The sequence below is a fragment of the Anaerosalibacter massiliensis genome, assembly GCF_024623155.1.
GTDB lineage: Bacteria > Bacillota > Clostridia > Tissierellales > Sporanaerobacteraceae > Anaerosalibacter > Anaerosalibacter massiliensis.
Map to the genome: position 1 here is coordinate 396,853 of NZ_JANJZL010000001.1, position 17,383 is coordinate 414,235.

Genomic DNA, 17,383 nt, shown 5'->3' on the forward strand with positions numbered 1-17,383 from the left:
ACTAAATACTCAATTTATAATTTTTCTTTAATTCTTCTATACTATCTCCACCAAATTTTAGCATTATCTCTTCTGCTAATATATAGGCAAGCATATTTTCTGCAACTATACTAGCAGAAGGTACTGCTAATACATCTGAACGTTCTACTTGAGCTAAAGATGTCTTCTTTGTATTCATATCTATGCTCTTTAAAGGCTTCTTAAGGGTAGGTATAGGCTTCATAGTACATCTAACTATTATATCCTCTCCATTGGATACTCCTGCTTCTATACCACCAGCATTATTAGTTTTCCTAAAATAATTTTTTTCATAAAAAATTTCATCATGAATTTCTGAGCCATAGCTCTTTCCGCTTTCTAAGCCATTCCCTATCTCTACAGCCTTTATTCCAGGTATACTCATCATGCTTTGACCAATTTTTCCATCTAATCTTCTATCCCAACTAACATAACTACCTAATCCTACTGGAATATTTACTCCAATTAATTCAATTGTTCCTCCTAATGTGTCTCCCTTTTCTTTAGTTTTTCTAATCTTTTTAATTATTTTTTCCTCTGCTATACTATCTACTACCCTTATAATAGAATGATCAGCATTCTTTATATCTTCTATATTTCCCTTATTATAGATAGATTTTGATGATTCTATTCCGCCTATTTGAATTACATGACTGTATATTTCTATATCTAAGTTCTTTAGAAGAACCTTACATATACTACCAACACCTACTCTTGCTGCTGTTTCCCTTGCACTAGCTCTTTCCAATACATTCCTTACATCATCTTTTTGATTATACTTTATAGCTCCAGATAAATCTCCATGACCAGGTCTAGGTCTATTTATTTTTCCAAGTACTTCTAAATATCCTCTGTTTTTAATTTTAAAGCTAATAGGATTTCCAGTGGTTTTTCCTTTATTTATTCCAGATAATATAACCATATCATCTTTTTCCATACTCATTCTTTCGCTTCTTCCATAACCTTTTTGCCTTCTTTTTAATTCATTATTGATAAAATCTAAATCTATATCCATATTTGCGGGAATTCCTTCTAATATTCCTACTAATTCTTTTCCATGAGATTCACCTGCTGTTAAAAAACGTATCATATGTATTCTCTCCCTTCTCCTTACTATATAATTGTAATAGAAAAACTTCTACCTGTGAAGGCAGAAGTTTTATTCCTCTTCCGTTTCTTTAAATATTAGTTTCTGAAAGTATTCATAGAATACAGATACTATAGCTAAAGATAAGGAAATAAAAGCCATAATCATGTAATAAAAGCTATATATTGTCATTGTTGATAATATAAATAAACAAAAGCTCAAAAATAAGTATTTAAACACTTTAGTTTTAGAAAATACATGACCTTTCCTTTTTGATATATCCTTTTTATTCTCTTCATATCTACTTATAATAATTTCTTCTACATCTTCTTTTGATGGATATTCTCCTATTTCTTTAACCATGTATACTAATGAATCAAAATCTACTAGTTCAATAATACCTTCATATTCTGTTTTCATTCCACTTACAAAATAGGAATTAGTTACAACTATTCCCCTTTCAATTCCAATTTCATCCACTTCATCTTTAAAATCTCTTATATCTTTTTTAGAAATTCTATCTTCTTGAGATGTTTTAAAACATTTTATCGCCCATACTTCATCGTATTTTTTCCCAACTAAATCTATATTTTCTTTATATTCATCAAAAGAGATATTATAGTATTTTTCAAAAATTTCTCTTACATACTGAATAAACTCATCATTTGTAAAGTAATTAATTTCTTTCATAATCTTTCTGTTAACTATATCTTTATTTATTTCAATGACTTTTTTATTGAATTTTTTTGCTTTTATATAATAACTAGCATATAAAACTGAAAAGAGAAATAATAAAGAAATTATTAGGGAAAGTATAAAATACCCAGTCTTGGAAATAAGCACTATAAAAAATAATAAAGTCATTATAAATTTTATGATTAAGCTATCTAGTAATACTGCATTATAACTTTTGCCTCCCTTTATTTTTTTTAAATAATAATTTTTTATATTCTTTCTTCTTTTCAAATCTTTCAATCTTCTTTTTAAACTATCAGTTAAGCTTTCCTCATTTAACATTCCCCTTCACCCTTCCAATATATAAATTTGTAATTACTAGTATTATTGACATAATAATTACAAATAATAACACTATGTTATTTAGAAGGTCTATAAATATTTCTTCAGGAAATATTCTAATTAAAATATCTACATTTGGATTCAATAACCATAAATCATTATCAAATAATACTAAATGAAAATAAGTAAAATATTTATTGAAATCTATTAAATACAAAATAAAGAATGCTAAAATAATACCAAGGGATATAATAGAAGAATTTCTTCCATATACAGCTAGATTCTTAGGTTTATTAAATAATAAATATATAATACTAATTAATAAAATAGATATAGAAATATTTCTCAATACAAATCCTTTATTAAACAGAGTTTTTACATCTTCTAAATGCATAAGCTCTTTTTTATTAAAATACTTTTCAATTTTGCTATTATTTTCTTCCCCCCTTAAATATTTAAATAATTTAGTTGTTAAGTCCATTAGTTCATCTTTTTCAATATTTGTACTATAGGTAATGTTATATTCATCATACTTTTTAGCATAAAAATTTTCATTAAATGCTATGACATTTACACTAAGTAATAAAATAGCTATGGGTAAAAAAATTGAAAATAATATAGATATTGTTCTATCCATTTCTTTCCACCTTTCAAATTTTATTTTAATTATACCCATATTTTTGAATTATAACAGTAAAAGCTGTCTCAAAGTATTTGAGACAGCTTTTAAGCCATAGCTTTTTCCAATTTATCTAGATATTTAAGTGGAAACATTCTGAGTAGTTCTTTAAATTGTTCTACAGTTAAACCTTGAGTAGTAGTATATATTCTTATTTTCTCATCTACACTAGCATTTTTAAATCTTTCCTTTATCTCTTCAAAGTTTTGATTATTATCCATAACTACACTCCTTCTTTTCTAAATTCAAACTTACTTTTAGTATGTTTTAAACTAGAGTTTTTTATACTTAAAGACTTAAATTTCTATTGCTAAACCTATAGCTAGCTTTTATCGTTAAATTATATCTATGCTGAATACACATAGAAAAACTTCTACCTGTGAATATAAAAACAAGATGTTTTTTCTATATTTCTACCTATGTCCTGAACTTCTTCAAGTAAATCTTTCCTATTCCATATAGCTTTTTTATCTGTTCCAGAAACCAAATAGTTACCTACATATTTAACATCTATTGATTTAAAAAATAGATCTATAGTCTTTATACACGCTTGAAATTGATCATGTTCAAAATCTGCTCCACCTACCGATAAAAATATACCTATTCTTTTTTTATATTTCCTATAAATTTTATTTAAAGAACATTTTAATGACCAATATCTCTGACATCTATCAATAACTATTTTTGTTAAACTACTTACTGAATTGAAATACAAGGGTGAAGCTAAAATAAACACATCACCTTCATCAAACAAATCATATATTTCACGCATATCATCTTCTAATATGCATTGCCCATCTCTTTTGCAGGAATCACAAGCTGTGCAACACGTTAAATTTTTTTCTGCTAAATATATTTTATGTACACTATAATCTTTCTTATTAATCCCTTTGAGTAAAGAATTAAGTATTATATCTGTATTTTTACCTTTCCTTGGACTTCCCATAAGAGCTACAATTTTCTTCATAAAAACCTCCTATTTCTATTCCTACTTTAATGTTTAATTGTGTTATAATTTTACATAAAAATACTCCTTTTATCCTATTTTCAATTTTATTTTTAGTATATCTAAATTAAATTTTTTTATATTTTAAAATGTGAAAAGTCTTGCTTTTGTGACTTTACTTATTTGAAAAAATTTCTTATATATCATTATTTTAAATCGTCCAAAAGCTCTTTAATTGTCTTTTTAAAAACTGGATGAATAAAATCAGGACATATATCACATAAAGGCTTAAGAACAAAATCTCTATTCTGCATATCAGGATGAGGAACTTTTAAGTCTTCCTCATTATATAGTGCATCATTAAAAAATATAATATCAAGATCAATAATCCGTGGACTCCATTTAAATTTTCTAACTCGTCCTATTTTTTTCTCTATATAAAGAAGTCTTTCTAATACATTTCTACAACTTAATTCTGTTTCTACTTCTACTACTCCATTTAAAAAAATTGGTTGCTTTGTATATCCATAGGGTTCTGTTTCAAATATATTTGACATTCTAGTTATTTTCATTCCATTTTGATTTATTAAATACAGTGCATCTTCAATAGCTTTCTCTCTATATCCTATATTGCTCCCGAAGCTTATATATACAGTATTCATTTTAACACCTCTGTCATCTTTATAGCTCTACTATTTTCTAATACATCATGAACCCTTATTATATCAACATCTTTCAAAGCTGCATAACATGAAACTGCTATAGTACCCTCTAGGCATTCTTCTACAGGAATATCACTGAGAGCCTGACCTATAAAAGACTTTCTTGATACTGCAAGAAGTACTGGCAAATCAAATATTAAAAATTCATTTATATTCTTTATAAGTTTTATATTATGATCAAAACTTTTTCCAAATCCTATTCCTGGATCAAGTATTAATTTATCTTTTTTAATTCCCCTATTTATAGCATAGTTTATTCTTTCTTCTAAAAAATCTTTAACTTCTTTAATAACATCATTATAGTGGGGATTTTTTTGCATATCTTTTGGTTTACCTTTAATATGCATAAGTATGATAGGAACATTATACTTTATGGCTATATCTGCCATATTTTCATCAAAAGTCATAGCTGATATATCATTAATAATATCTGCACCTGCCTTTATTGCTTCCTCTGCAGTTTCACTTCTATAAGTATCTACAGAGATTAGTATATCTTTGTTTTTTTGTCTAATACCACTAATAACAGGAACTACTCTTTGTATTTCTTCTTCAACAGTTATTGGATTAGAACCAGGCCTAGTAGACTCTCCACCTATATCTAAAATATCTGCTCCACATTCTATCATTTCAATTCCTCTATTCACTGCATTTTCTACACTATATACTCTTGAATTTGAATAGAAGGAGTTATCTGTAACATTTATTATGCCCATTATCTTCATATTTTTAAATTTGTAAATTGTTCCATCTTTTAATTCTATATACCTCATAATAAACTCTCCTTTCAAGTTTTAAGATTTATAATATATAACCTTTTTCTGTATAGGCAAAAGCACTGTGATTGTGAATGCTCTCTATACTTTCTACCTTTACACTATACCAATCAATTTTTTTATTTTTCTCAAGTTTTAAAGCAGCCTCTCTTGCCACATCTTCTACAAATCTTGGATTTAAATAAGATTGCTCTGTAATATATTTTTCATCTTTTCTTTTAAGAAGAGGATAAACAGGGGAACTAGAGCTTTCTTCCGCTATTTTAACTATTTCTTCAATCCAAACACGACTATTCATCTCAACTAAAATATCAACGATAGCTCTTTGATTGTGAGCACCAAACTCACTTATTGCTTTAGAACAAGGACACAATGTTATAACAGGTACAGAAATGCCCATTAGAAGTTTCAATTTTTCTTCTTTTGTAGCTTTATAATAACATCTTATATCTGTTAAAGACTTTATTTCAGTAACTGGTGAAACTTTTTTAATAAAATAATCAAAGCCTATTTTCATATATGCTGATTTAGAATCTAACTTTTTTGTCATGTCATCAAGAGTTTCTTCAATACTTTTAGGAGAAACTCTTTTCATCTTTTTTATAATTTCAACAAATCTACTCATATGTGTACCTTTTATATCATGGGAAAGACTTACAGCTGCATCTATTTGAGCAATAGTATCCTGCCTTTTATTTTCTTTATCAAGAACAGATATAGGCCATTTAAAATCTTTAATACCTACTTTTTTGAGGGCTATATTCCTTGTATCTATTTGTTTTTGTATGTCTTCCATTTTTATTCACCCCTATATATAACACCACTAGTTTTAGTTTCCCACACTTCAACCTCATAGAGACTACAATTATTCCTATTAACATATTTCTCAAGATTTTTCCATGTGTACATAGCTATATTTTCAGCAGTAGGTTGAGAAATAATATTGTTTAAATAAGCATGATCAAATTTACTTATTATTTTTTCATTAACTATATTTTTTAATTCTACAAAATCAAAAATCATTCCTTCTTCATCTGGTTTTCCTTCTAACTTTACTACAAGTCTATAAGTATGACCATGTAATTTTTCACATTTCCCATGATAATGAATAAGATTATGAGCTGCATCAAATTCAAATTCTTTTATTAAAATCATAAAATCATCTCCTTTAAAATTTAATTAATAAATTCATATATAATATTTAGCATATTATTACAAGTTTCTGTACATTATTTAAAATATAATATCCCATTTTTATATTTTTCTCATATATAAAAATGGGATACTGTTAAATACTAAATTATAAATAATTTATATATACGTATATCATTATTCAATTCTCTTTTTTCGATTTTTTAGGTATTAGACCTCTATAATCTACTCAATTTCTAAATCATCAGGGATTTCCCAATTATGGTATACTTCTTGAATATCATCATTGTCTTCAAGACTCTCTATGAGTTTTACCATGTTTTTAATATCTTTTTCATTTTTAAGTTCTACAGTATTTTGTGGTATGAAAGAAGTTTCTGCTGTTACAAAACTGTATCCATTTTCTTTTAATGTGTCTCTTACATTATTAAAGTCCCCAGGAGCTGTGATTATTTCAAATACTTCTTCCTCTGAACTAAAATCTTCTGCTCCAAGTTCAATAGCTTCCATCATGAGCTCTTCTTCATCTATACTATTATTTTTTTCTATAGCAAGTACGCCTTTCCTATCAAACATAAATGAAACACATCCTGTTTGACCTAAGTTTCCACCAAATTTATCAAAAGCATGTCTTACATCTGAAGCAGTCCTATTTCTATTGTCTGTTAGAGAAGTAACAAATACTGCTATTCCTGCTGGGCCATATCCTTCATATTTAATTTCTTCAAAGTTGTTAGCATCTTGACTTCCAGCAGCTTTTTTAATTGCCCTATCTATATTATCATTAGGCATATTCTCAGCCTTAGCCTTTTCTATAGCAGCCTTAAGTGCAGGATTGTACTCTGGATCATCTCCACCTTCTTTAACAGCTACAGTAATATACCTAGTTAGTTTTGTAAAAACTTTACCACGAGCAGCATCTTCTTTTCCTTTTTTTCTTTTAATATTCGACCATTTTGAATGTCCTGCCATACCGTTTCTAACCTCCTTCTATCAATAACAATAATATTTTAACATATAAAACGAACTATTTCACTAGATTTATTTTTCTGAGGTAAATATGGGAGGAAATTTTCTCTTATGTTCACTTCTTTTATTCATCTTTTCTATTTTATCTACAACTTCTTTATCACCATTGCCAGTTTTTATATAGTTATCTAATACATCATAACTGAATCCCATTTCTTTTTCATCTGTTTGATTTTCCCAAAGACCAGCTGTAGGAGGTTTGTTTATAATTTTTTCAGGTATATTTAAGCAATAGGCAAGTTCTCTTACTTCAGATTTAACAAATGAAGCAATAGGAAATATATCTACAGCACTATCTCCATGCTTAGTAAAATACCCTACAGTAAATTCACTTTTATTGCTAGGACCTGCAACTAAATAATTGTACTTTTGAGCGAAATAGTATAATGTAGTCATCCTAAGTCTAGGTTTTACATTAGCTTCAGCTAATTTTGATTCTCCATTGTTAGATACAGTCTCCATAAATATATCATAGGTACTAGTTAAATCTATCTTAGTAGTTTTCAAATTTAGACTTTCTGCTACCAATATTCCATGTTCCTCATCTATAGGATTGCTATGACAAGGCATAATAATTCCTAAACTATTCTCAGGAAAAGCCTTTTTAGCAAAACCTGCTACAACAGCTGAATCTATCCCACCACTTAAACCAAAAACTATACCTCTCGCATTTGCTTCACTAACTTTTTCTCTTAGCCAACTAACTAGTTCATCACATATTTTTTCTATATTTTCCACGAATGTACCTCCATTATTTATAATATTTTTTATTCAAATATTTTTGTACTTAAATATCTTTCCCCTGAATCTGGAGCAATGGCCACTATTCTTTTACCTTCACCTAATTTTTTAGCCCATTTTAATGCCGCAAAAGCTGCTGCACCAGAAGATATTCCTAATAGTACTCCTTCTTTTCTAGCTAATCTTCTAGTCATTTCTATAGCATCTTCATCTTTTATTTTTTCCACTCCATCTAATAAATCTAAATCTAATATTTCTGGAATAAAATTTGCTCCTATTCCTTGTATTTTATGAGGGCCCGCATCTCCACCTGATAATAATGGAGAAGAAGCTGGTTCAACTCCTATTATTTTTACATTAGGTATTTCTTTTTTTAGAACTTTTCCAACTCCAGTTATGGTTCCTCCTGTTCCTATTCCAGCTATAAATACATCTATATCTCCATTCATTTGTTTCAATATTTCTAGAGCTGTAGTCTCTTCATGAGCTTTTGGATTATCTGGATTTTTAAATTGATAAGGTAAAAAATAATTTTCATTATTTCTAACTAGTTCTTCTGCTTTATCAATAGAACCTTGCATTCCTTTCTCTCCTGGAGTCAAAATAACTTCTGCACCATAAGCCTTAAGTAAACTTCTTCTTTCAACACTCATAGTATCAGGCATAACTAAAATCACTTTATATCCTTTAGCCGCCCCTACCATTGCTAAACCAATTCCTGTATTTCCACTAGTAGGCTCTATAATTACTGATCCTTTCTTTAACTTTCCCTTTTTCTCAGCCTCTTCTATCATATAAAGGGCTGGTCTATCTTTTACACTACCTGCCGGATTAAAATATTCTAGCTTTAGATATACATCTGACCAATCTTTTTCAACTATATTATTCATTTTAAGTATAGGAGTTTCTCCTATAAGATCAATTATATTGTTTGCAATCAATTTAAAACACCTCCATTAAAAATTTTAACTATCTATATTTTGAATAAGGTTTAATTGTTTAGGAAAAATTAACTATAAAGATACTTTAACTACAAAATATTATACCATATAAACTATAAAGGAGATAACTATGGAAAAAAAGCAACTTAAAACCGTTGGAATAGGTTTAGCAGCAGGACTTGTAAATGGTCTTTTTGGTTCTGGAGGAGGTACTATAGTAGTTCCTGCATTAGTATTTTTGTTAAATGTAGATGACCATAAAGCTCATGCCACTGCCATATCTATAATACTTCCTCTAAGTATTATAAGTGTCTTAATATATTATAAGCATAATATAATACAGCTAAATATTGCATTTATAGTAGCAATAGGTGGAATGCTAGGAAGTTTTATAGGTGCAAAATTATTAAATAAAGTGCCTGTAAATATACTAAGAAAAATATTTGGCTCTATCATTATATTCGCTGCTATTAGGATGTTGATAAAATGAAATTATTTATAATTGGATTTTTTTCAGGTATAGTAAGTGGTATGGGAATTGGTGGAGGCACTATACTTATTCCTTCACTAATCTTATTCACTGAATTAACTCAAAAGCAAGCTCAAGGAATTAATTTAATAGTGTTTATACCCATATCTATAGTTGCCTTAATTATTCATTACTTAAATAAAAATATTGAGTTTAAACTAGCAATTTTAATAATAGTTGGTGGAGTAATAGGAGCTCTTATAGGTTCTTCTTTAGCAATTAAAATAAATTCTAATGTTTTAAAAAAGTTATTTAGTATACTATTATTATGCATAGGTATAGGTGAGTTATTCATTAAGAAAGAATAGGCTTATAAGCCTATTCTATTTCTTTTAAAGTTGCCAATACACAATCATGATATAGTATTTTAAATCCCATTTCTTCTGCCTTCTCAATTACATTATCATCAAAAGTTCCTGGCTGGAACCACAAATACTCTATTCCTAATTCTTTAGCTTCTTCAAGAAAAGCAAGAGTTACTTTTGGTGGTACTACAAAATCTATAACATCAGGTTTAACTGGAATATCTTTTAAAGATTTATATATTTTCTGACCTTTTATCTCATCATATTTTGGATTCACTCCATAAGTTTCATAATCATGTTCTCTAAGTATTTCCCAAATCTTATATCCAAACTTTTCTTCACTAGGTGTTGCACCTACTACAGCCCAAACTTTTTTATCCAACATTTCCGCTTTATTTTTCTTCATTTTTTTCATATTTGCACCTCCACCTTACATTTACCCTATATATGTATATTTAATCTATTGTTTTTTTAATATTTTTCCATCTTTTATTGAAAGATATTCCTCTCCAATATCATCAATAATACCCGTTCCATTTGTAAGTTCTTGTATGTTTTTTCTAAATCTTTCATCTTTATCATATTCAATATAAAGTATAATATTGACTCCATCATCAAATATAGTATCTTCTATATAAATTTTTTTATTAATTAAATGGTTTTCTACCATACCATATAGTGTATAATCAATTCTAACTTTCACTTTTCTAAAAAGTACTCTTTCTATTATTATTCCAGATTCTATTCCTATTTTAGCTCCTTTTGTATACGCCCTTATAAGTCCTCCCGTCCCTAATTTCTTTCCTCCAAAATATCTAGTAACTACTACAACCACATTTCTTAAATCTTCCTTTTTTATAACTTCTAATGCAGGTATACCTGCTGTACCACTAGGTTCTCCATCATCACTATATCTTTGAATATTATTATCTTCTCCCAGAACATAAGCATAAACATTATGGGTCGCATCCCTATGTTTAGCTTTTATTTCTTCAATAAATTTTATAGCTTCTTCTTCTGAATTTATAGGCATTGCATATCCAATAAATCTAGATTTTTTAATTGAAACTTCATCTTCGCCCATTTTATATATAGTTCTATATCTATTTTTCATCCTTATCTCCTTTCCACCTTTATATTTAACTATTCACAATTATATCATCTTTTACAGGAAAATAAAAAATAAGGGTAGCAAGCTACCCTTACACATAAACTTCTTCTATATCCTCCATATTAATCATATCTAAATATTTTTTGTAGGAAAGGTTTACAAGTGATTTATCTTGATTGTGAGTTATTTTGTCCATAGCTTCTTCTATTGGGAAAAAGCCTCCATCTAAAAATCCTAAATCTTTATTAAATTCAAAACCCTCAGAATGAGATTCCATAATGTACCAAGTAATAAAGTTATATACTGGTTGTTTTCTAGACAAAGAATAAAATTCGTAACTAGTTTCTCCCGCAGTAGAAATTACTTCACCCTCAACGCCTCCCTCAATCCTTACATGATTTAGGGCCGTCTCTACTGCTAGAGAACCGTTACGAATTTTCCCTTTTGGCAATACCCAGTGACCTTTATCATTTTTTAGAATAAACACCTTATTCCTGTGGAAAACTATACCGCCAGCACATTTTCTTACTATCATTGGCAATCACCTCCCATATCTATTAATTTAATGATACATCAAATTTAATTGAATTTCAATATTTTTCTGAAAATAAAAATTAAGATTTCTTCTTATATATATTCTATGTAATATTTCTAATTATTAACCCCTATTTTTAATCTATTTTTTATTTCTTCAATAGATTTCTTAGCTCCTCTTTTCACATATTCCTTTTCATCTACAATAGCAATCTTTTCTAATAATTTTATAGTATATTCATCTCCTATCCCTGATAATGCCTTTGTTGCATATTGTCTTACTTGAGGATTCTCATCTCTTAAAGCAGTTTCTAACCAATCTTTAGTTTCCTTTCTATTCATTTTCCCTAAAGCAGAACAAGAGAGCCTTCTATAGTTTACATTTTTACTTCTTAATTCCATTCTTAAAAAAGGAAGAAATCTATCTTCATCAAGCTCTCCTATAAGCCAAATGAGAATCATTCTATCTTCTTGATTTTTAAATTTAATATATCTTTTATAAATTTCATCAGATAGTTTATTTTTTTCATCCTTTGTCATATTATTTAAATACGCTATTCTCTCTTTTTTTGATAAACTTATAATTTTTATTAATTCATCATCTTTCTTTGCATCCTTTGAAAAAAATATCTTACTTTTTATAATATCCTTTTCAACTTCACTTTTAGACATTTTTCTAATAATGGCAATGCTTTCTATAGATTTTCCCTCTTTATACAATAAATAAGTTATAAAATAATCATCTAATTCAGAAATATTTTTCCAAATATTTCTACCTTTCATACAATATCACCTATTCTTTATATAATTAAAATATCGTTTATAATCTACACTACTCAGTTCTACTTTTATTTCTGTACCTTCATCAATATGGTCGATGATTTCCACATTATAATTATCAAATATATAAGATAATATATCTTGTTTATCATAAGGGATTATTAAAGTAGTGTCTATATATTTTATAGGTAAATTTTCTTGAATTGCTTCAAGTAATCTATTAATATCCTTTCCATTTTTTGCGGATAAAAATATTTCTTCATCTGCATACCTATCATCATATATTAGTTTTTTATCTCCTACTTTATCCATTTTATTAAATACACTGATAATAGGCTTATCTAACACATTTAAATCCTTTAAAATATCATAGGTTGTATTCATTTGAAGATCCAAATTTTCATTTGAAGCATCTACTACATGAAGAAGTAAATCTGCATATTCTACTTCCTCCAAAGTACCTTTAAAAGCCTCAACTAAATCTGTAGGTAGTTTACTTACAAAACCCACTGTATCTGTTATGAGAAAAGGTTGACCATTTGGCAATTCTGCTTTTCTAAGAGAAATATCTAATGTAGCAAAAAGCATATCATAAACAAATACTTTCTTGTTTTTATCATAGTTTTCATTTAACTCAATTATCTTATTTAAAATTGTAGATTTTCCGGCATTTGTATAACCTACTAATGCAACTATAGGAAGATCTGTTTTTTCTCTCTTCTTCCTTTTTATATTTCTAGTTTTCTTTATATTTCTTAATTGTCTTTCAATATTGTCAATTTCCCTTAGAATATGACGTCTATCTGTTTCCAACTTTTGCTCCCCAGGTCCTCTAGTCCCTATACCTCCACCTTCTCTAGATAGATAATCTCTAAGCCCTACTAATCTGGGAAGTCTATATTTAAGTTGAGCTAACTCTACTTGAAGTTGTCCCTCTTTAGAACTGGCTCTTTTAGCAAATATATCAAGTATCAAATTAGTTCTATCTATTATTTTTCTTTCTATAATATTTTCTAAATTTTTAATTTGAGCAGGTGAAAGTTCATCATTGAAAACTACAGTATCTATATTTAATTCATAACAATAATTTTTTATCTCATTTGCCTTTCCCTTTCCTATATAATAAGCTGGATTAATTTTTTCTCTTTTTTGAATAAGTTTTTCTATTACTTCTCCATTAGCAGCTAGTACAAGTTCTTCTAGTTCTTCTAAGGAATCATCTATATTAAAATTTCTTTCTCCTAAATCTACTCCTACAATTAGTACTTTTTCTCTTGATTTTTCATTTGAAATCACCATATCACCATCCATTCTCTATCATATTATACTATATATATTATTTCTTTTCTATTATTTAACTACTTTCAATACATCATCTCCTGGAACGTTTATATATTGCTCTGGAACATCTCCTATTATTATAGTTTCTGCAATTGGTACATTAGTACTAATTTTAATTTCCTCAGATACTAATGGCACAATAATTTTAATATTAGTTTCTACAATTAGATAGATTCTATGTCTAGTTTGGTTTATTCCAGACTCTTGAAATTCAGTGGCAAAATCTACAGAAACTGCTCCTTCAGGTATTATTTCCATATTGATACTAGGTAGTTTTAAAAGTTGTGTATCAAAAGCATTTGTCAAAGGCACATCAACTTTTGATTGAGAAATTTCTTTTAGTTGTTTTTGTACTTCTGAAGCAACATCAGATGATATACTATTCATTACTATAGTATTTGCTTGCATTAGTGTTACTTTTCCATTATCATCATATTTAACAAATATTAAATCTTTATAATCAATATCATCATTTATTCTTAAGTTAACAGAATCATTTATTACTTCAGTAGCCATAGCCTTTGCTTTAATCTCAGATATAGCTATTAATGTAGGTTTTATATTTTTATCAATATATTTAAATATGTATATTACAACAAAAATTACTAAAACTATCCATATAATATGTTTATTTCTTTTAAATATATGTTTCAAAAAAAGCCCCCCTCGTATATAATATATGCATACTATTAGTTTAAAGTGTGTTTTTATAGAAAAAATATGTTATAATTAATTTACTATTTTACCTTTTTTACCATTTAAGGAGGTAGTTTAATGTCAGAGAGCAATAAAAGAAAGACAAAAAAAACAAATAATAAAAAAGAAGTCAAAAAAGAGAAAAGTAAGTTAAAAATATCTTTATTAGCATTATTAGTAGTTATTGTAATATCTATAGGTGCTATAACTGGTATTGTAGTAGCTATAGTAAAAGATGCTCCAGAAATAGAGCCTACAAATATAGAGGCATTGTTAAATCAAACTTCATTTATATTAGATGAAAATGGAAAGGTGATAGAAAAGGTTCAAACTCAAGAATATAGGACTATTGTTGATTTAGAAAAAATCCCTAAGCATCTACAAGATGCATTTATAGCTATTGAAGATGAAAGATTTGAAAAACATATGGGAGTAGATCCAAAGGGAATTATGAGTGCTGTCATAGACAATATAAAGGCTAAATCTACAGTAAGAGGAGCTAGTACTATAACTCAACAATTAGCTAGAAATCTATATCTAACTAATGAAAAAAAACTTGATAGGAAAATTAAAGAAGCTTATATCGCTCTACGACTAGAAAAAGCTCTTACAAAAGATCAAATACTTGAAGCCTATTTAAATAGAATTTATTTAGGCCAAGGTGCTTATGGAGTACAAGAAGCTTCACAAACTTATTTTTCAAAAAATGTAGAGGATTTAACTATTGGAGAAAGTGCACTTCTTGCAGGTATAGTCAAAAGTCCATCTAAGTACCCACCCTATAAAATAGTTAAACCTGAAAACTTTGACAGCAAGTCCACTGCCGAAGTAGGACAAATTGACATTTTAGGTGAAAAATACATTGCTGTATATAATGATGAAGCTGTAAATCGTCAGAAAGTAGTCCTTATGAAAATGAAAGAATTAGGCTATATTACAGAAAAACAGTATAAAGAGGCCTTAAGTGAAAATGTGGCAGAACATTTAAAACCTGGAGAGAAGAAAATCAAAGGAATATCCTCTTATTTTACTGATTTCGTTAAATCTCAAGTTATTGATGCTTTAGTTGAAAAACTTGATTATACAAGAGAAGAAGCAGAAAAAGAATTATATACTGGTGGACTAAAAATATATTCTACTATGGATGTAGATATGCAACATAAAATAGAAGATGTCTACAGAAACTTTACAGAAATTTTATTTGGAAATCCAGAAGGAGCTGGAAAACCTGTATTAATCAGCTGGTCTCTAGATAGCAGTGGAAATATAAGAGATGAAAGAAATAACATTATATATTATAGACAGGATCATTTATTTGACAAGAATTTTAATCTTATGATAGAAAATGGTTCTTTCCAAATTAATGACGATAACTTAATAATCAACAATAAAAAACTCACTCCTTATACAAAAAGTATAGATATTGCTGATTATTATACAGTTAATGAAAAGAGAAATTTAACTACTCATCCCGTTGGAGCTTTGGCTATTTCTGAGGATGCATATCGTATAGGAGAGAATAAAGAAATAATTATTTCTAAAGACTTTTTATCTAAAAATAAAGATTTCTATTCTCTTGATGAAAATGGCAATTTAATTATAAGCGATGATTATTTCTTTAGAAATGAAGAAGGAGTAGTTCAACCTCAATCTGCTACAGTTATAATGGATCATACTAATGGTCAAATAAAATCTCTAGTAGGTGGAAGAGATATCAAAGGAAATAAATTATTAAATAGAGCCACTTCTTCTCCTAGACAGCCAGGTTCATCTATAAAGCCTATTGCTGTATATCTACCAGCATTAGATAATGGATTTACTGCAGCTACTGCTATTGATGATGCACCTCATTATAATGGAGCTGGCAATTTGTGGCCAAATAACTGGTATAAAGGCTATTGGGGACCTACTCCTCTTAGAAAATCTGTAGAACAATCTATGAATGTAAACTCTGTTAAGACTTTAGAATCTATTGGTATAGATACTTCTATAGAATATTTGTCTAGAATGGGAATTGTGAATAAAAATAATCCTAAGGATGATAATTTTATATCTAGTAGTGAAAATAAAGCAAGTAATGATGAAAACCTTGCTGCTTTAGGTCTTGGTGGTATGACAAGAGGAATTACTCCATTGGAAATGACAGCAGCTTTTGGTTCTATTGCAAATGGTGGAACCTATATTGAACCTACATCTTTTACTAAAATACTAGATAAACATGGAAATGTCCTTATTGACAATGAGCCTAAGAAAAATAAAGTAGTATCTCCACAAGTAGCTTATGTAATGACTGATATCTTAAGAACCACTGTAACAAGCGGTACTGCAAAAAAAGCGGCTATTCCTAATATGACTACAGCTGGTAAGACAGGTACTACTCAGGAAAATGCAGATGCTTGGTTTGTTGGATATACACCATATTATGTATCAGCAGTATGGATAGGAAATGATTCTCCTGCAATCAAATTGAATCAGGGAAGTTCAATGGCCTCTGGTCTGTGGAGAAATATTATGACTAAAGCTCATGAAGGCTTAGAAAATAAAAGATTTGACAGGCCAAATGGTATAACAACTGCCAATGTATGTTCTAAATCTGGAAAACTACCTGGTACACTATGTAGTAGTGAAGGTACTATAATATCAGAAATATTTGTAGAAGGCACTGTTCCTACTGCATCTTGCAATGCTCATAAGGGAATTATAAAGGAAAAGCCGGATGAAGAAGATAAGGAAAAAGATAAGGAGAAAGAAGAAGATAAAGATAAGGAAAAGGATAAAGATAAAGACAAAGATGATAAAAAGGATGATAAAAAGGATGATAAAAAGGATGATAAAAAAGATGATGTAACTCCACCACCAGAAAACCCAGAAAATCCAGAAAATCCAGAGAGTCCAAAAGATCCAGGAAATGGTGAAGATCCTGATAAACCAGATAAGTCAGGCGAAGATGGAGACAAAACCAATAATAATTAATTTAAA

Annotated in this window: 21 protein-coding genes; 3 read left to right on the top strand and 18 right to left on the bottom strand. The window is 28.4% G+C overall.

Annotation, left to right across the window (positions count from 1 at the left end; translation table 11 throughout):
- Window position 1: 1 nt before the first annotated feature.
- From aroC to cysK, 12 genes are all read right to left on the bottom strand, one after another.
- Complete coding sequence (gene aroC / locus NSA23_RS02295; RefSeq protein ID WP_042681398.1) at window positions 2-1,108, bottom strand: chorismate synthase; 1,107 nt, start codon at window positions 1,106-1,108, stop codon at window positions 2-4.
- A 69-nt stretch (window positions 1,109-1,177) separates the two neighbouring features.
- Window positions 1,178-2,122 carry a restriction endonuclease gene (locus NSA23_RS02300; RefSeq protein ID WP_042681397.1) on the bottom strand — a complete coding sequence of 315 codons (945 nt, stop codon included), beginning with the start codon at window positions 2,120-2,122 and terminating at the stop codon, window positions 1,178-1,180.
- Entirely contained in the window at window positions 2,112-2,759 is a 648-nt protein-coding gene (locus NSA23_RS02305; RefSeq protein ID WP_050069790.1) for a TIGR01906 family membrane protein, read from the bottom strand. Before NSA23_RS02305 ends, NSA23_RS02300 begins: the two co-directional genes overlap by 11 nt.
- 89 nt (window positions 2,760-2,848) lie before the next feature.
- Window positions 2,849-3,022, bottom strand: a complete 174-nt coding sequence (locus NSA23_RS02310) for a hypothetical protein (protein WP_097668031.1) — start codon at window positions 3,020-3,022, stop codon at window positions 2,849-2,851.
- 152 nt (window positions 3,023-3,174) lie between these two features.
- On the bottom strand, window positions 3,175-3,768 hold the full coding sequence (locus tag NSA23_RS02315; protein WP_042681393.1) for a flavodoxin family protein: 594 nt from the start codon (window positions 3,766-3,768) through the stop codon (window positions 3,175-3,177).
- Between the two features lie 185 nt (window positions 3,769-3,953).
- Complete coding sequence (gene folK / locus NSA23_RS02320) at window positions 3,954-4,409, bottom strand: 2-amino-4-hydroxy-6-hydroxymethyldihydropteridine diphosphokinase (RefSeq protein ID WP_257490088.1); 456 nt, start codon at window positions 4,407-4,409, stop codon at window positions 3,954-3,956.
- A complete protein-coding gene (gene folP / locus NSA23_RS02325) occupies window positions 4,406-5,242 on the bottom strand; it encodes a dihydropteroate synthase (protein ID WP_257490089.1) in 837 nt (278 codons plus the stop codon). Before folP ends, folK begins: the two co-directional genes overlap by 4 nt.
- Before the next feature lie 28 nt (window positions 5,243-5,270).
- The gene (folE2, locus tag NSA23_RS02330; RefSeq protein WP_042681387.1) at window positions 5,271-6,041 is read right to left on the bottom strand and encodes a GTP cyclohydrolase FolE2; all 771 of its coding nucleotides are present in this window, start codon (window positions 6,039-6,041) and stop codon (window positions 5,271-5,273) included.
- A 2-nt stretch (window positions 6,042-6,043) separates the two neighbouring features.
- On the bottom strand, window positions 6,044-6,400 hold the full coding sequence (gene queD / locus NSA23_RS02335) for a 6-carboxytetrahydropterin synthase QueD (RefSeq protein ID WP_042681385.1): 357 nt from the start codon (window positions 6,398-6,400) through the stop codon (window positions 6,044-6,046).
- A gap of 222 nt (window positions 6,401-6,622) precedes the next feature.
- Window positions 6,623-7,369, bottom strand: a complete 747-nt coding sequence (locus NSA23_RS02340) for a YebC/PmpR family DNA-binding transcriptional regulator (protein ID WP_042681383.1) — start codon at window positions 7,367-7,369, stop codon at window positions 6,623-6,625.
- A 69-nt stretch (window positions 7,370-7,438) separates the two neighbouring features.
- Window positions 7,439-8,164 (bottom strand): NAD(+) synthase, encoded by a 726-nt coding sequence (nadE, locus tag NSA23_RS02345; RefSeq protein ID WP_042681380.1) that lies wholly within the window; start codon window positions 8,162-8,164, stop codon window positions 7,439-7,441.
- A 29-nt stretch (window positions 8,165-8,193) separates the two neighbouring features.
- Entirely contained in the window at window positions 8,194-9,108 is a 915-nt protein-coding gene (gene cysK, locus NSA23_RS02350) for a cysteine synthase A (protein ID WP_042681378.1), read from the bottom strand.
- A 130-nt stretch (window positions 9,109-9,238) separates the two neighbouring features.
- Here cysK and NSA23_RS02355 point away from each other — a divergent pair, with 130 nt between their 5' ends.
- Window positions 9,239-9,598, top strand: a complete 360-nt coding sequence (locus NSA23_RS02355) for a sulfite exporter TauE/SafE family protein (RefSeq protein ID WP_042681376.1) — start codon at window positions 9,239-9,241, stop codon at window positions 9,596-9,598.
- Window positions 9,595-9,945, top strand: a complete 351-nt coding sequence (locus NSA23_RS02360) for a sulfite exporter TauE/SafE family protein (protein WP_042681374.1) — start codon at window positions 9,595-9,597, stop codon at window positions 9,943-9,945. Before NSA23_RS02355 ends, NSA23_RS02360 begins: the two co-directional genes overlap by 4 nt.
- A 10-nt stretch (window positions 9,946-9,955) precedes the next feature.
- Here NSA23_RS02360 and NSA23_RS02365 read toward each other — a convergent pair whose 3' ends face one another.
- From NSA23_RS02365 to yunB, 6 genes are all read right to left on the bottom strand, one after another.
- A complete protein-coding gene (locus tag NSA23_RS02365) occupies window positions 9,956-10,357 on the bottom strand; it encodes a CoA-binding protein (RefSeq protein WP_050069789.1) in 402 nt (133 codons plus the stop codon).
- Between the two features lie 45 nt (window positions 10,358-10,402).
- Entirely contained in the window at window positions 10,403-11,056 is a 654-nt protein-coding gene (locus NSA23_RS02370) for a YigZ family protein (RefSeq protein WP_042681371.1), read from the bottom strand.
- An 88-nt stretch (window positions 11,057-11,144) separates the two neighbouring features.
- Entirely contained in the window at window positions 11,145-11,588 is a 444-nt protein-coding gene (locus tag NSA23_RS02375; RefSeq protein ID WP_042681369.1) for an NUDIX hydrolase, read from the bottom strand.
- A 116-nt stretch (window positions 11,589-11,704) separates the two neighbouring features.
- A complete protein-coding gene (locus NSA23_RS02380) occupies window positions 11,705-12,370 on the bottom strand; it encodes a HEAT repeat domain-containing protein (RefSeq protein ID WP_042681366.1) in 666 nt (221 codons plus the stop codon).
- Window positions 12,371-12,376: 6 nt separating this feature from the next.
- Window positions 12,377-13,678: a GTPase HflX gene (hflX, locus tag NSA23_RS02385; RefSeq protein ID WP_042681364.1), complete on the bottom strand. Its 1,302-nt coding sequence runs from the start codon at window positions 13,676-13,678 to the stop codon at window positions 12,377-12,379.
- 39 nt (window positions 13,679-13,717) lie between these two features.
- A complete protein-coding gene (gene yunB / locus NSA23_RS02390; protein WP_050069788.1) occupies window positions 13,718-14,362 on the bottom strand; it encodes a sporulation protein YunB in 645 nt (214 codons plus the stop codon).
- Window positions 14,363-14,482: 120 nt separating this feature from the next.
- Between yunB and NSA23_RS02395 the strand changes: the two genes are divergently transcribed.
- Complete coding sequence (locus NSA23_RS02395) at window positions 14,483-17,377, top strand: penicillin-binding protein 1A (protein ID WP_257490090.1); 2,895 nt, start codon at window positions 14,483-14,485, stop codon at window positions 17,375-17,377.
- Window positions 17,378-17,383: the final 6 nt, after the last annotated feature.

What these genes read in the sequence shown, in the direction of transcription:
- aroC (WP_042681398.1), bottom strand. Translation starts at nt 1,108, where the DNA reads ATGATACGTTTTTTAACAGCAGGTGAATCTCATGGAAAAGAATTAGTA.
- NSA23_RS02300 (WP_042681397.1), bottom strand. Translation starts at nt 2,122, where the DNA reads ATGTTAAATGAGGAAAGCTTAACTGATAGTTTAAAAAGAAGATTGAAA.
- NSA23_RS02305 (WP_050069790.1), bottom strand. Translation starts at nt 2,759, where the DNA reads ATGGATAGAACAATATCTATATTATTTTCAATTTTTTTACCCATAGCT.
- NSA23_RS02310 (WP_097668031.1), bottom strand. Translation starts at nt 3,022, where the DNA reads ATGGATAATAATCAAAACTTTGAAGAGATAAAGGAAAGATTTAAAAAT.
- NSA23_RS02315 (WP_042681393.1), bottom strand. Translation starts at nt 3,768, where the DNA reads ATGAAGAAAATTGTAGCTCTTATGGGAAGTCCAAGGAAAGGTAAAAAT.
- folK (WP_257490088.1), bottom strand. Translation starts at nt 4,409, where the DNA reads ATGAATACTGTATATATAAGCTTCGGGAGCAATATAGGATATAGAGAG.
- folP (WP_257490089.1), bottom strand. Translation starts at nt 5,242, where the DNA reads ATGAGGTATATAGAATTAAAAGATGGAACAATTTACAAATTTAAAAAT.
- folE2 (WP_042681387.1), bottom strand. Translation starts at nt 6,041, where the DNA reads ATGGAAGACATACAAAAACAAATAGATACAAGGAATATAGCCCTCAAA.
- queD (WP_042681385.1), bottom strand. Translation starts at nt 6,400, where the DNA reads ATGATTTTAATAAAAGAATTTGAATTTGATGCAGCTCATAATCTTATT.
- NSA23_RS02340 (WP_042681383.1), bottom strand. Translation starts at nt 7,369, where the DNA reads ATGGCAGGACATTCAAAATGGTCGAATATTAAAAGAAAAAAAGGAAAA.
- NSA23_RS02355 (WP_042681376.1), top strand. Translation starts at nt 9,239, where the DNA reads ATGGAAAAAAAGCAACTTAAAACCGTTGGAATAGGTTTAGCAGCAGGA.
- NSA23_RS02360 (WP_042681374.1), top strand. Translation starts at nt 9,595, where the DNA reads ATGAAATTATTTATAATTGGATTTTTTTCAGGTATAGTAAGTGGTATG.
- NSA23_RS02365 (WP_050069789.1), bottom strand. Translation starts at nt 10,357, where the DNA reads ATGAAAAAAATGAAGAAAAATAAAGCGGAAATGTTGGATAAAAAAGTT.
- NSA23_RS02370 (WP_042681371.1), bottom strand. Translation starts at nt 11,056, where the DNA reads ATGAAAAATAGATATAGAACTATATATAAAATGGGCGAAGATGAAGTT.
- NSA23_RS02375 (WP_042681369.1), bottom strand. Translation starts at nt 11,588, where the DNA reads ATGATAGTAAGAAAATGTGCTGGCGGTATAGTTTTCCACAGGAATAAG.
- NSA23_RS02380 (WP_042681366.1), bottom strand. Translation starts at nt 12,370, where the DNA reads ATGAAAGGTAGAAATATTTGGAAAAATATTTCTGAATTAGATGATTAT.
- hflX (WP_042681364.1), bottom strand. Translation starts at nt 13,678, where the DNA reads ATGGATGGTGATATGGTGATTTCAAATGAAAAATCAAGAGAAAAAGTA.
- NSA23_RS02395 (WP_257490090.1), top strand. Translation starts at nt 14,483, where the DNA reads ATGTCAGAGAGCAATAAAAGAAAGACAAAAAAAACAAATAATAAAAAA.